7 protein-coding genes are annotated in these 14,679 nt (G+C 48.0%); 1 reads left to right on the top strand and 6 read right to left on the bottom strand.

The annotated features are described in order from the left end of the window. Positions 1-399 precede the first annotated feature (399 nt). Entirely contained in the window at positions 400-1,533 is a 1,134-nt protein-coding gene (locus NDI35_RS01815; RefSeq protein WP_445311246.1) for an adenylate/guanylate cyclase domain-containing protein, read from the top strand. A 74-nt stretch (positions 1,534-1,607) separates the two neighbouring features. On the opposite strand, the gene NDI35_RS01810 is transcribed toward NDI35_RS01815, so the two are convergent. The 6 genes from NDI35_RS01810 to NDI35_RS01785 all read right to left on the bottom strand — a co-directional run bounded on the left by NDI35_RS01810 (position 1,608) and on the right by NDI35_RS01785 (position 14,442). After that, complete coding sequence (locus NDI35_RS01810) at positions 1,608-3,251, bottom strand: YcjF family protein (protein WP_445311245.1); 1,644 nt, start codon at positions 3,249-3,251, stop codon at positions 1,608-1,610. Between the two features lie 118 nt (positions 3,252-3,369). Further along, the gene (locus NDI35_RS01805; RefSeq protein ID WP_445311244.1) at positions 3,370-3,528 is read right to left on the bottom strand and encodes a hypothetical protein; all 159 of its coding nucleotides are present in this window, start codon (positions 3,526-3,528) and stop codon (positions 3,370-3,372) included. Positions 3,529-3,677: 149 nt separating this feature from the next. Then, entirely contained in the window at positions 3,678-3,836 is a 159-nt protein-coding gene (locus NDI35_RS01800; RefSeq protein ID WP_445311243.1) for a hypothetical protein, read from the bottom strand. A gap of 84 nt (positions 3,837-3,920) precedes the next feature. Beyond that, positions 3,921-5,054 carry a hybrid sensor histidine kinase/response regulator gene (locus NDI35_RS01795; RefSeq protein ID WP_445311242.1) on the bottom strand — a complete coding sequence of 378 codons (1,134 nt, stop codon included), beginning with the start codon at positions 5,052-5,054 and terminating at the stop codon, positions 3,921-3,923. 61 nt (positions 5,055-5,115) lie between these two features. After that, the gene (locus NDI35_RS01790) at positions 5,116-6,192 is read right to left on the bottom strand and encodes a hybrid sensor histidine kinase/response regulator (RefSeq protein ID WP_445311241.1); all 1,077 of its coding nucleotides are present in this window, start codon (positions 6,190-6,192) and stop codon (positions 5,116-5,118) included. A gap of 9 nt (positions 6,193-6,201) precedes the next feature. Then, the gene (locus tag NDI35_RS01785) at positions 6,202-14,442 is read right to left on the bottom strand and encodes a PAS domain S-box protein (protein ID WP_445311240.1); all 8,241 of its coding nucleotides are present in this window, start codon (positions 14,440-14,442) and stop codon (positions 6,202-6,204) included. Positions 14,443-14,679: the final 237 nt, after the last annotated feature.

The following is a 14,679-nucleotide window of genomic DNA, read 5'->3' as shown; positions in this document are numbered from 1 at the left end:
GTCAGAATTTTGGGAAAATTACCCCTCCAAAGTGTCCGGGTAGTCTCTTTTGTCTTTTGTAGTGCAAAGTGCAGCGGTAGGGCTTGTGGGATATTTTTAGTTTCAAAACCTGCCAGCAAGCAGTGAATCAATTTGGCAGTCAATCAATCGACGCTAAAGCCGATCGAATTTATCCGCAATATGAAATTTTAGCCCCAGCTTTCGCTGTTTTGACAAATTAGTATAATAAATTTGAGTTCAGGAGGCAATCATGCTCTCACAAACCTGTTTTTTTCCTCTTGCTTGCCTTCGGCAGTGCGTCTTTCAGTGAAAAAAATAGTTTTGGACGCACCCGTGCGTAATTTATAAATTTCAATAAATCTTAAGTTTATTAACCTTAACTAAGCCCGTAGCAAGCCGATGAATCAACCATCTTCAGAAAAATTAAGGGGCAGTATTTTAATTGTGGACGACAGTCTTAACAATTTATTGTTACTGGAGCTGATCTTATCCAGGAAAGGCTATAAAGTAGAAGCTGCATCTAGCGGCCAACTGGCACTCGATGCTGTGGATTTGGCTCAGCCTGACTTGATTTTGCTGGATATTATGATGCCCGATATGGATGGCTATGAAGTTTGCAGTCGCTTGAAAGCGAGCGCTAGCACTCGTGGCATTCCCATTATTTTTCTGAGTGCTGTGGTACAAGCTTCTGAGAAGGTGAAAGCCTTTAACGCTGGCGGGGCGGACTACATTACTAAACCTTTTCAAACCGTAGAGGTGGTAGCTAGGGTAGAAAATCAATTGCGACTGCGGGAACTAGAGTTACAACTGAGGGATAAAAATCTGATGTTGCAGCAGGAAATCGCCTATCGGGAACAGGCAGAAATGGAAACGCGGTTGCTGTTGGAAACAACCAAGTCTCAGAAAGAAAAAATTGAAGAATTGCTATTAAATATTTTGCCGAAACCAATTGCAGAGCGCTTGCAGGAGGGACAAAGCATAATTGCTGACAGCTTTTCGGAGGTGAGCGTTTTATTCGCCGATTTGGTGGGATTTACGAATTTTGCCTCTCAAAAAAGTGCGGCAGAAACGGTGAAAGTTCTGAATCAAATTTTTAGTCTATTTGACGAGTTATCGTTACGGCACGGTTTGGAGAAAATCAAAACTATGGGTGACGCTTACATGGTAGTCGGCGGCTTGCCCGAACCGCAGGAAAATCACGCTTTGGCGATCGCCCAAATGGCACTGGATATGCAAGCTGCTGTCGCTAGCTTCAATGTCCAAAACAATCACAACTTTAGTCTCCGCATTGGGATCAATATTGGTGGGGTGGTGGCGGGAGTTATTGGCTTAACTAAATTTAGTTACGATTTGTGGGGGGATACAGTAAATGTTGCTCAGCGGATGGAATCAAGCGGTATTCCGGGGGAAATTCAGGTGACTGCTGAGGTTTACGAGCGTTTAAAAGATAAATTTTCGTTTAAAAGGCGCGGTGCTGTTGAGATTAAAGGTAAAGGAGAAATGATGGTTTATTTGTTGGTGGGGCGAAATTAGTTATTAGTCAGTTGTGAGTTGTCAGTTGACAGTTGACAGTTGACAGTTGACAGTTGACAAGGCCCAATTCCCAATTACCACTCATCGTTTCGTTTATTGCTGTAAGTTTCCCAATCGTCTTCTTGCGGCGGCTGATACAAAGGTTCTGGTTGTATTTCTGATTCCAATTCTGCTGACATTTCTAATTCTGGTTCCGATTCCTGCTGATAAATGTTCAGAGGTTCGACAACGCGGGCGATCGCATCTTTGACAAATGCTTTGACAAACTCGTCTTTCCGATTTAACTGAAACTGCCTTTGGACGACTTCGGCGATGCCGCCGTCGCCCCAATCTTGGTCGTGGCGGAAATATTCAATAAAACTTTTACCGGCAATTCTGGTTAAATAAGCCGCACTGACTGCTTGAATTGCTTTGCCAAGTACAAACCCGGCTACGCTTAATTGCAGCGCCCTTGACACTACTTGAATTACGCCTTCAACTATTCCCAAACTTGCTAGGGTTTTTGCTAGAGATAATGCCAATTCTTTCGCGCGATCGATATTTAATTCGCAGCCGTAAATCTTGGCAATTTCTACTACCATTTGAGCGTTAACTGCTGCTGTCGCTAACAAATCCACAACTGGCAAAGGCGTTACGGCAATTACTCCGGCTCCGATCCACTGAAATCGCTCCACTGCTTTATCAGCTTGCCGCCGCCTTTGAGCGTCAATTAACTTGCGCGCTTGGTCTCCCAAGTGCTGAGATTGCAGCAAAATATTGTCCGCAATTAAGTCTTCGCCTTCGGCTCGCAAAATCGCAGCGACGCGCCGAATTAATGGCATAATATCCGGGTCTGGCTGAAAAATTGTGCCGTCTTCTAGTACAACTTTTTGCGGATTGGCGCTAATTGCTACTACATCCATGGCTGATACAAAACCTTTGACTCGCTGCCGCAGTCGATCGAGAATTTCATCTCTGTCGGTGTCGGGATAAAGGTCAACTTTATTAAAAACCACGATCGACCTTTTGCCAATTTCCGCCAAAGTCCGCAGCGGTTCGTACTCGGATTTGCGTAAATCGCCGTCCAAAACAAATAAGATCAAATCTGCCCTCGCCGCCAACTGCCTCGCCAATTCCTCTCTGTAAGTGCCCGCAACTCCCGCTTCCAAGATGCCTGGGGTATCGGTAATTGCTAATTCTCGATCGATTCCTTTCAATTTCAGAGTGTAAGTTTCCCCAACTTCGGTAGTTCCCATCGGCGCACCCACCTGTCCCGCCATCCGCCCCACCAGCGCATTCACAGCCGAAGTTTTGCCCGCAGAACCGGTGCCGAAAACAACTACTCGAACGCTGCCGCGAGCCATGCTAGCTTCAATTTCGCGGGCTCTCAACAGCAAAGCTTGCCGCGCTACTTCATCTTGAATGCGATCGACTTGTTGCCTGATTGCTTTGAGATTTTCCGAAGCTGCTTCACTTTTCACAACCGGAATCTTCGGAGTAATCGGCCGTTTTCCCTTAACTTTCTGAGGGCGTTGCAGCAGCCTAAAATAGTAAACCAGCGCAAAAATTAGGGTTCCCAAAAGTACAATTATCAGGAAAATCAGCAAATTAGCCAGCAGCGGAGAAGCAGACCACGCAACTTGACTGTAAAGCCCTGTTAAGGAACTCACCAGCCCAATAATCAGCCCCAGGGCGAGGCAGAAAGAAGCAATTAAGGTTAACAGGCGCGGCAAAGGCATGAGGGGAGTGGCAAATAAAAGGGTTATGCTTTGATTTTTACATTACCCCGATAGTCATCAGTCATTGCAAATCTAAAATCTAAATCTAAAATCTAAAATGGCGAAGCCCCCGTTAGCGTTAGCGAAGCGATCCGAAGGAAAGCCCTCGAAGAGGATCGTACTCCGCGAACCCCCAAATCCCGATTCTGTCCGACTGCGGGCGCGATTGGCGGGGTTTTAGTGGTAGCGGGTGCAGATAAAGTGCGATCGCGCCGGAGTCTGCAATTGTAGCTTGCACGAGAACTCAGTAAGTCGGTGGGAAAATTCTCCACCAGTATGTAACAAAAGATTAAGTAGGGTGATTCGAGTTAAATTTAATAGGTTGTGTAAGGTTGTGTACGGTTTTTTCTTTACCTTCTACCCCATGAATTACCGCAGAAGCAAGCTCTAATTCCGAGTCAAATATTTTTCCTGCTCGTTCATCTTTTTTGATGTGTTGCCATTCCCAGGCAAAGCAAATTTATTCCTTCTCATATCAATTCCGCGCTTCATCGTCGGGCGTAAAGTCGAATCAAGCTGCCAACAAATAATTGGCGCAATTTTCATTTTTTTGACTCACAGTCAACAGTCAACAGTCAACAGTCAACAGTCAACAGTCAACAATGATTCCGGTGCAACCGGAATCGATTGCTAATTCCCGACAATGGGCAGAGTGAGATGTACCGTTGTTTCCTTTTGATAGATACTGGTAATTGAGAACTCTCCTCCTGCCAGTTCGACAATTTTCTGCACAATTTTTAAGCCGATACCGGTGCCCTGTTGCTCATACTTCTTGCGCTCAAACTGCATGAAGGCACCAATTTTAGCAATTTGCTCTTCTGTCATGCCCTGCCCCGAGTCATGTACAGATAAATGCAGCATCTCCCCTACGACTTGACTACTAACTTTAATGGTTGTCTCTGGCGAGGAGAATTTCAGTGCATTATCAATTAATTCATAGAGCAGCCTTGATAGATATCGCTCTGATAGAGCGATCTCCGCTTCTTCAAGAGTGAACAACAGATCGTTGCTACGGTTGACCTTCTGAGCCTCGTATTTCAACTCGGCTTCAATGGCGGAAGCTGAAAATTGAGTTTGGGCAGGTTCGATCTTGTGCTGTTGACTTGCGGATAGTTCTAATCCTAAATAAATCAGGAATTTTTTCGTTAATGTTTCTAGGCGACGGGCAGAGTCATGTGCCCAGCCTAATATCTCACGGATTTGGGCGATCTCCATGTCTTCGATCTCGTCCTTGATCCACCCGAGCGTGCCTAAGATGCCATTGAGGGGCGTATTCAGTTCATGGGATAGAGTAGAAGCTAAGTTGCCACGCAGCTCATTGAGGGTGCTTTCCAAGACATTGATGGTATTTTCTTGGATGTGGTATAAGTTCTGGATATTATCATACTGTTGCTTGATTCTGAGCATTGAATGCACGCGAGCACGCAGTTCAATAGCATTTACAGGTTTACTGATGAAGTCGTCGGCTCCGGCACTTAGACAATAGGCTAGGTCTGATTTTGAGCTTAATGCTGTCACCATAATGATTGGAACGGCTTGCCATTTTGACATGGCTTTGATTTGCCGACAAATCTCGATGCCGTCTATTCCCGGCATCATCACATCCAGCAAAATAAGATCGGGATTAAATATGTCGAGGGATGCGATCGCTTCTTGCCCGCTGGCAGCGTAATGCAATTGATGATCCTGCTCTGATAACAGGGTTTCAATCACATCAAAGTTATCCGGCTCATCATCAACAATTAACAGAGAGAATTGAGACATAAGTGCCACCCTTTCAAAAAGGGAAAAAGTTTGTTTTATGAGTTGAGGTGATAGCCGTCAGCTATGCTGCCAAAGTTATTTCAAAAATGGCACCTTTTGGTTGGTTGCTTCTGACACCAATTTCGCCCCCATGTGCCTCAACGACCATTTTGCAGAAAGCTAAACCCAACCCTATTTGAGAGACATCCGACATCAGATTTCCAATCTCGTATTTCTCAAAAATCTTGTGTCGCAATGTATCAGGAACACCAGGCCCACAGTCGATAACCTGGATTTTGGCGTTGCCAGATCTGAGGAATTCTACATTCACTATGATTTGACTATTGTGTGGGGAAAACTTAATGGCATTCGAGAGAAGATTATCCAGCGTTCGATGTATCATGGTGGCATCAACCGAGACTTTCCTACTGGCTTCTCCTGGTAATTGAGCGACCAACGACTGATTTTTTTTAGCAGCGATCGCTTCAAAGTTTGATATGGCAGATTCTATGATATCGCACAGATAAACCTCTGTGTAATTGAGACGAGCTTTACCAGACTCTAGTAAAGCAATTTGCAATAAATCATCAATTAATAGCTGTATTGCTTGCGCTGATGAGTAAATTCTATCCAGTTGTCTTTGTAGTTTTTCTCTAGGATACTCTATGCTTTTTAGGAGTTCCAAGCCAAGCAAGATACCAGCCAGGGGATTGCGTAAATCGTGGACTACCATTTTAACCATATCTTCCCGCAATTTGAGTAAGCTTTGCAGGTCGTCATACTGGTGCTTAATTCGCAGCATACAGTGAACTCTTGCACGCAGTTCAATAGCATTTACAGGTTTACTAATGAAGTCGTCAGCGCCGGCAGTGAGACAATGGGCAAGGTCGGATTTTGAGTTTAATGCTGTCACCATAATGATGGGAACGGCTTGCCATTTTGGCATGGCTTTGATTTGCCGACAAACTTCGATGCCATCTATTCCTGGCATCATCACATCCAGCAAAATAAGATCAGGCTCAAATATGTCGAGGGATGCGATCGCTTCTTGCCCGCTGGCAGCGTAATGCAATTGATAGTCTTGCTCGCTCAAGAGCGTTTCAATTACATCAAAATTATTGGGATCGTCGTCAATGATTAAAACGGAGGGTCTGTTCACGGCTTATCTTTACTTAGAAACTAAAAGTTGTTGAATAGTGCTTGCCAATTGCTTCAGCTTGACGGGTTTGGTGAGGTAATCATTGGCTCCGGCGGCAAGACAACGATCGCGATCGCCCGTCATGGCTAAGGCAGTTAGGGCAACGATCGGCAGATCGACTAAGTTTGGGTCGCTGCGGATCTGCTGCATAGCTTCTAGACCATCCATACCAGGCATTTGAATGTCCATCAAAATTAGATTGGGGTTTTCAGACTTGGCCAGGGCGATCGCCTCCTCTCCATTCTTAGCCAAGAGAATGCGATAGCCTTTAGCTTTCAGGTAGCTCGAAATCGTAGTGATATTGGCTTCGTTATCTTCCGCCAGCAAGATTAAGGGAGAGCCTCCCTGCTGTTCGGGCCCGCTGGGCTCGATGCTGGGATCTGTTTTGGATTCCATTGCAAGAGAGGATGGCGCACAAGCAGTGCAGGGAAGGTCGATCGTGAAGCAACTTCCTACACCCACAGTGCTGGTTAGCCCGACCTGTCCGCCGTGGAGTTCGACGATGCGTTTCACCAGGGCAAGCCCCAAGCCAGTGCCTGTATATTGACGATTCAGGGCGCCATCGATTTGGATAAAGGGCTGAAACAGTTTGTTGATATGTTCTGGGGCAATACCAATACCTGTATCGATGACGGCAATTCGCAGGGTCTCTTTGACCAAAAAATGGGGTGGGGAATCGGCAGAATCTGGGTCGGCAGGGCGTTGTTGACCGCTGACTTCTAGGGTGATGCGTCCTCCGTTAGGAGTGAATTTGACCGCGTTGTTGAGCAGGTTGATCAAGACTTGGCGCATCCGCCGTTCATCAATCAATAAGTCGGGCAGATTGAGTTGCACTTTAATCTCTAGTTGGATGCGTTTTTGCAGGGCTTGTTGTTTGATAAATGCCAGACTGGATTGACAGAGATTATTGATTGAAACTGGGGTGCAATCGAGATCCATTTGACCCGATTCAATTTTGGCGACATCCAAAATGTCGTTGATTAACTCTAGCAAGTGAGAGCTACTGCGATCGATAGTTTGTAAAGCTTTGATTTGTTGTTCGTTGACGATGCCAAAGACTTGCTCTTGTAGCCCCTCGCTCATGCCCAGGATGGCGTTGAGGGGAGTGCGGAGTTCGTGGCTCATGTTGGCGAGGAATTCGTCTTTGAGACGGGTAGCGCGGGCCAGTTCTTCGTTAGACGCTCCCAGTTGTTCGTTGCGCTCGGTGAGTTGCTGCTGGGCTTGTTGTCGTTCGGTGAGTTCTTGCTGCAACTGCTTAAATAGGCTCGCTTGTTGAATTGCGATCGCCAACTGGTTGGCAATTTGTTGCAGGAGTTGCGCTTCAGACTCTTGCCATACTCGTTTTTCTCTACAGGCATGGACGACTAAAACCCCCCACAGCTTCTTGGTTTGTCCTGGGGCAACCCATCTATGGCTTTCGCTGCTTCGGACTTCTTGCAGGATAGGTGCAACGATTTTGGACTGGATTTGACCAACGCTTGCGTATTCCACCAAGCAATCAGTCCAGATATCGGTCATTACATCGGGGACGATACGGGGCTTGCCCTGCCAGTACCGGTTGAGGATTTCTGGCGACCACTGTTCGTCCTCCCAGTGATGGTCTTTGAGCGCGGGGAACTCGCTAGACACAGCTTCTTCAACAATTTGACTTCTGCCATCCCCAAATAGCCGGAACACGATGATCCGATCGCCTTGCAAGATTTCTTTGACTTGCTGTGTCACAGCCGCCAAAATTTGGTTAAGATCCAACGATTCGCGAATTTGCTGGGCGATGACTCCTAAAGTTCGCTGCCGTTGCAGTTGTAAAGCGATCGCATTTTCTGTTTGCTTGCGGATAGCCAGTTCTGATTGTACCTGTTCGTAGAGGTAAGATTGCTGAATTGCGATCGCTAATTGGTTAGCAATTTGTTTAAGTAAATTGATTTCCCAGTCTTCCCACTGGCGCGGACGATCGCATTGATGAACAATTAGCAACCCCCAGAGGGTTTGATTCTGAATAATTGGAACTACGAGTTTGGCTCTGACCTGGATGTCTGCGAGGAATTCAACCAAGCAGGGTAGGATTGACTCGTTTTCATCTTCGGTATCGTTGAGGGCATAAACTCTTCCTTGGATATAGCGATCGTAGTTCTCTTGGGGGAAAACCTCTTCAGGGAAGAGGATATCCAGGAGCTTCAGCCTATTTGGCGAAACAGATTCAGCAATGGCAGCCCCCGTCCCTTCAGGAAAAACTCGATAAACCAGCGTTCGGTCTGGTTGCAAGACCTGATGGATTTCCTCAACAGTGCTATTGAGAATCTCGTCGAGATGCAGAGACGATCGCATCCGTTTAGTAATCGCTCCCAGCAAACGTTCCTGGTCTGTTTGTTGTCGCACTTTCACTTCGGCTTCTTTGCGATCGGTGATATCCTGAAACGTGCCTACCAGACCAATAACATTATCTGAGCAGTCTCGCAGGGGAGCCTTGTGGGTTTCGATAAATAGTGCTTTACCATTGGGTAGGGTTAGCCTTTCTTCGATCCCTAATATAGATTCACCCGTTTCTACTAACCACCGATCCATCGCACAATAGCTGCTCGCCTCGACTTTTTTCGGGCAAATATCTAAATCTGTTTTACCTATAATTTCGGTCGTAGATGGCAAGCTTAGAGTTTTGGCAAACTTCTGATTGCATCCTAAAAAAACAGACTCTCTATTCTTCCAAAACACGGCGAGCGGGATGGTATCGAGTACCGTTTGCAGAAACTGCTGAGATTCCTGCAAAGCCTTCTGGGCCTGTTTGCGATCGGTGATGTCTACTAATACACAAATAGTTTGATCCTCTGAGCCGGGAAGAAGTGCGGCTCCGAGCAGGACAGAAATCCGGCTGCCATCCTTACGGTAGTATTCCTTTTCCAAGGAATCGATCTCGCCATCCTGTATCAGGCGCTCCATCGCTAAAACATCAGCGGGGAGATATTCGGGGGGGGTCATGACATCCCAATGAATCATCCCAGCATTTAGTTCCTCCCTCGTGTAGCCAACGATCTGTAAGAAGCGATCGTTGGCATCGGTAATGTTCCCCTGAAAATCGGCAAACATCATGCCGCTCACACTGGAATCAAACACCCGGCGGAAGCGCATTTCACTGCTTTCCCTGGCGAGTTCAGCTTGTTTGCGATCGCTGATATCCGATAAAATTCCCTGGACGCTAATCAATTCCCCTTCAGCATTTATAACGGGTGTGGCGCTGCTTCTCACCCAGACATAATTGCCATCTCGGTGGCGATGTCGGAACTCATAATCACTTGACTTTTTACCAAGTTTCATATTCTCCCGATAATCAGTAACTACCAAAGAGCGATCGTCTGGATGCACCAGATATATAAACGACTTACCAATCCATGCACTCTCGTCCCAGCCAAACATCGTCTTGAATTGCGGTGACACATAAGTGAGTATGCCATCGGGTTCACATGACCAGATCAAATCATTAGCCCCTTCTACCAGCCGCCGGAATTTAGCTTCACTCTCTGCTAATTCGGCTTCGATCTGTTTGCGATCGCTCATATCGCGACATACACAAATCAATAATCCATCGTCTGTGAGGGTGAGGGACAGCCCTTCGGCAAAGGTAGAGCCATCTTTGCGGGTGCCGGTCGCCTCTCCCTGCCAAGCGCGATCGCGCCTCAGCACCGGAAAGACTTCCCGCTCAAACCGTTCTAACTCGTGTTGGGAATACAAAAGTTTCCAAGATTTGCCCAACATTTCTTCAGCGCGTTCGTAGCCAAACAATTCTAGATGGGCTTGATTCAAATAGAGGTAGGTATCTCCTTCGATAATCGCAATGCCGTCGATCGCCGCCTCAATTGCCGCCAGTTGTATTTTTAGGGTTTCTTCGGTTTGTTTGACATCGCTAATATCGGCAAAATAGCCAACAATCTCGGTTGGGCGACCTTGTTCATCTCGCACCAGGCGCAGTGCATCCCGTATCCAAACGTAGTGACCATCGCGATGCAAAAATCGATATTCATGCTGATGAGTGTCGTACTCAAAGAGAGCCGATAGATGTGTAAAAACTATAGGGGCATCTTCTGGGTGAATATGGTTAGCCCAGAAGGCAGATTCCGAGACAAATTCTTCTGGTTTGTAGCCCAAAATGGCTTCGATATTTTTGCTCATGAAAGTTGCTCCATAGTCGCCATAGGGCTTACAGCTATAGATCGTGGCGGGACTGGAGGCCAGAAGAAATTCGAGGCGTTCTTTCAACAGGCGATTTTCTCGCTCTGTCTGTTGGCGATCGGTAATGTCTTGGATCAGGGCCAGCGAATAGAGATGTCCATCATCACCCGATAGGACCGAGGTGGAAATGGAGATAGTGCGCCGCTGTCCATCTTGACGCTGGATTTCCCTTTCCACAGCGATCGGGTGCATCTGTCTGCAGTTGACGATCGCCTGTTCTCGATCTTCTTGATTCGGGTACAAGCTTTGATACCACCCCAGACGGTTAATTTCTTCTAAGGTGTAACCCGTAATCGCTTGCATTTGCTGATTCCAGACTGTGAAGCGGACAAAGGGAAACTCCTCAACTTTATGGAAAACGCACAGCCCTTCTGCCATGTTTTCTACAATTTCTTGACGGAAAGTATTTTCCTGCTGAAGCGTTGTTTCGGCCAACTTGCGATCGGTAATGTCGAAGCCAATGGCTAGATACTGAAAAGGTCGCCCTTGTTCGTCCAAAAAGGGGACGATGGTGGTGGCAACCCAGTACAGGCTACCGTTTTTTGCCCGATTGCAAATTTCACCGCGCCAAATCTGACTGCTGCTAATGGTGCGCCACAAGTCTTGGAAGAAAGCAGGGGAATGATAGCCAGAGTTGACAATGCGATGGGTTTGTCCGATCAGTCGATCGCGGGAGTAGCCAGAGATTAAACAGAAGCGATCGTTGACGTAGGATATCAGCCCTTCGCGATCGGTGATGACCACAATGGCAGACTGATCCAAAGCCTGTTTAAAGGCTGATAATTCTTGAATTAACTGCTGTCGTTGGAGTTCAGCCTGTTTGCGTCTGCTAATATCCAAGTTGACCCCAATCATGCTCTGGGGATTGCCTTGGGCATCTCGCACGACGACACCATAGGCTTTAATAAAGCGGAGGCTGCCATCGGGATGCAACACTCGAAACTCGGTATCGTATTCTGCCTGTCCTAAGACGGCTTGCTGGAGCAATGTTTCGGTGGCGGTGCGGTCTTCGGGATGTAGGCGGTTTGCCCAAATGTGGTAAGGCAGAGGGGAATCAGATTGTTTTGTGACACCGTACAGTTCGTACATCCGCTCGTCCCAAATGACGGTGTTCTGTACAATATCGAAGTCCCAACAGCCGATCGCCCCTGATTTGAGGGACAAAGCAAGGCGATCTGATACTTTCTGTAGTTCCACTTCTGCACGTTTGCGATCGCTAATATCTTGGGCGATGCCTAAAAAGCCGATAATTTGCTGATTGACATCCTTGAGGGCGGTGATGGATAGCGACATAGGAAATCGACAACCATCTTTGCGGATATAGCTCCACTCTTCTTCGCTGACAATACCTTGGCGTGCTTTGGCAACAAGAACCTCAAAGCCGGGGGGAATATTTTGCCCTAGTTCGGCAGATAGTGATGCTGCCCGGTCAATTACCTCATTTGCATCGTGGAAGAGTCCGGGGGAGGCTTTGCCGATGATTTCTCGAGCACTGTAACCCAGCATCCTTTCGGCTCCAGCATTAAAGGTCTGGATGATGCCAGTTGGGTCAGTGGAGATGATGGAGTAATCAGTACCATTGAGGATGGCGCGTTGCAGGCTGTTGACTTGGGAAAGCTCTTGGGTGCGTTCTGCGACTTTGGTTTCTAGTTGTTGGTTGAGTTGCTGGAGTTGTTGTTCGGCTTGTTTGCGATCGCTAATGTCTGTAGTAGTTCCTACATACCCGATAACTTGCCCGTCTGCATCCAGTTCGGGAACGGACTGCCCATATACCCAAACCACACCACCGTCGGGATGTTGAAAGCGATATTCGAGTTGGAAAGAGCCATTTTCTTGGATAGATTGCTCCCATTCGGCGATGACCCAATCGCGATCGTCGGGGTGTAGCCCTTGTTGCCATCCTTCCCCGATGGCGGTTTCTGGGGTGAGTCCGCTGATGAGACACCACCAATCGTTAACATAGATGCACTTGCCCACAGCATTGGCGCGGAAAATCCCCACTGGTACGGCTTCCACTAGGCTGACGTAGCGTTCTTCGCTCTCTTGCAGGAAGGCTTCTGTTCGTTTGCGATCGCTAATGTCGGTAATGGTGCCTATATAGCCGCTCCGATGTCCATTGGCATCGAGTTCGGCGACGCCCTGCCCATAAACCCACGTTACGGTACCGTCGGGACGTTGAAAGCGATATTCGAGTTCAAAAGAGTCGTTACCTTGGATGAATTGCTCCCATTGGGCCATGACCCAATCGCGATCGTCGGGGTGTATTCCTTGTTGCCATCCCTGTGCGATAGTGGCTTCTGGTCTGAGCCCGCTGATCTGAAAGTAGCGATCGTTGACATAGGTGCATAGCCCCTCCGCATCGGTGCGAAAAATCCCCACCGGAGCCGCGGCAGCAAGGGCGGCGTAGCGTTCTTCGCTCTCGATCAGGGTGGCTTCGATGCGCTGTCGCTTTACCAGTTCATCCTGCAATTTTTGCTGGATCGTGGCTTGCCCAAGGGCGATCGCCACCTGTAGACAAACTTGTCGCAGGAGTTCGATCTCCTCAGCCGTCCAAGAGTGTGCCGTGGCTCGATAACTGGCGATCATTAATCCGCGCAGTTGTTGCTCAATCACGATCGGCACCATCAGCTTGGCGCGAATATCAAACCCCACTAACATTTCCTGATGGCACTGGGTCATTTCTTCGCCGTAGATGTCGTTGATGACACGAATTCTGCCCTGGCGATAAGGTTCAAGCCATTCTGGGCTCATGCAAGGATCGCGGGCTTCTCTATGGAGTACCGATCGCCCCGTGTCAGTAATTGCTTCCGCAATCACGGTGCCGCTAAAGTCAGGCTGAAATTGGTAAATGATGACGCGATCGCACCCCAGAAGCGAGTGAATTTCGTGCACTGTAGTATGCAGAATATCTGACAAATTCAGGGAGGAGCGGATCTGTTCGGCAATGGTATTGAGAAGTTGCTCTCGATCGGCCTTTGCTTTGAGGGCGGCTGTCCGAGCTTCCACCTGCTGCTCGAGCTCAAGGTTGCGATTTGCCAGCAGCGCTACCTTTTCCGCCTCTAGGCGCACCACCTTCTCTTCCCACTTCTGGACCAGCTTGTATAGCTCCAGCGGGTTGAGGGCTTGGAGCAAACTGGTCTGGGTGACAATGCCTAATAGTTCTCCTAGCTCCCCTGTCACCGCCAACCGACGGATCGATCGTTGCTCCATGATCTCCTGCACAGTCCAGAGCGACTCCTCTGGCTTGACGTTAAAAATCGGGGTACTCATCACCGCCTGAGCTAGACAGGTTTCCAGGTTCAAGCCCAATGTCTGAAATTGCACAATATCCCGCTCGGTGAGAATCCCCATTGGAATTTGTAGCGGTTCAGTAGAGATTCCGCCTGGGTGTACAATCATCACGGAACTGACGCGATGCTCTGCCATAAGTTGAGCGATAGCCAGTAGGGAAGAATCTGGCGCAGCACAAATCACTTCGCGGGTCATCACTTCTGCTACCATACGCAACCGCAGCAGGTCGATCGGTCGAGAGGTTTGGCGCAGGCTTTCGTGAGTCACTAGGCCCACTAGGCGATCGAGTTCGTCCAGGATGGGCAAATGGCGAATTTGGTGCTGCTGGAGCAGATTAATCGCCAAAAATAAATCGGTGAAGGCGGACTCGCGCAGGGTGACGACGGGGTGTGCCATCACCTCCCGGAGCGCCACATTCTCCAAGGAAGGCTGTTGGGCACTCAGCCGCACCACGTCTCGCTCGGTCAGTACGCCGACCAATTGCTCGTTTTCCACTACCAACACGCAGCTCGATCGCGCCTCTAGGTGGAGGTCGTCAAGTTGACCGTCGGCCGTTCTAGGGTTGTTGCAGAGCGATCGCACGCCGCTCATTTGGGCGATCGCATCCATCACCGTCGTATCGGGCGAAACCACCAAGGGTTGCCGGACGATCGCAGTCCTGAGCTCTATTGGAGTAAGAGCCGTAGTACGCATGAACATGAGTTTATAGGGTTTTATTGTTGATTATTTTTTTAAACACTTCGCCTTAAACACATGAGCTGATAGCGTAGCCTGGGGTCAGCCATAGTAACGAGAATAGTTACTTAGCTGCACGACATTCTCTAAATATTATATTTACTTACTGTGGGTTGCTGCATGAAATGAGTTAGGGAAATTCGGCGACTCTAAGGTAACGATCTCTTATCAATTTCATGAGATAATAAAAAGAGAAAGTAA

Source organism: Microcoleus vaginatus FACHB-2002 (genome assembly GCF_040004035.1).
Taxonomy (GTDB): domain Bacteria; phylum Cyanobacteriota; class Cyanobacteriia; order Cyanobacteriales; family Microcoleaceae; genus Microcoleus; species Microcoleus vaginatus_C.
Note: the sequence above shows the minus strand (reverse complement) of the source record. Positions and strands in the feature narration are given on the sequence as shown.

Excerpts from the sequence above, each read along its gene's own strand:
- NDI35_RS01785 (WP_445311240.1), bottom strand. The coding sequence starts at position 14,442 with ATGTTCATGCGTACTACGGCTCTTACTCCAATAGAGCTCAGGACTGCG.
- NDI35_RS01795 (WP_445311242.1), bottom strand. The coding sequence starts at position 5,054 with ATGTCTCAATTCTCTCTGTTAATTGTTGATGATGAGCCGGATAACTTT.
- NDI35_RS01800 (WP_445311243.1), bottom strand. The coding sequence starts at position 3,836 with ATGAAAATTGCGCCAATTATTTGTTGGCAGCTTGATTCGACTTTACGC.
- NDI35_RS01815 (WP_445311246.1), top strand. The coding sequence starts at position 400 with ATGAATCAACCATCTTCAGAAAAATTAAGGGGCAGTATTTTAATTGTG.
- NDI35_RS01810 (WP_445311245.1), bottom strand. The coding sequence starts at position 3,251 with ATGCCTTTGCCGCGCCTGTTAACCTTAATTGCTTCTTTCTGCCTCGCC.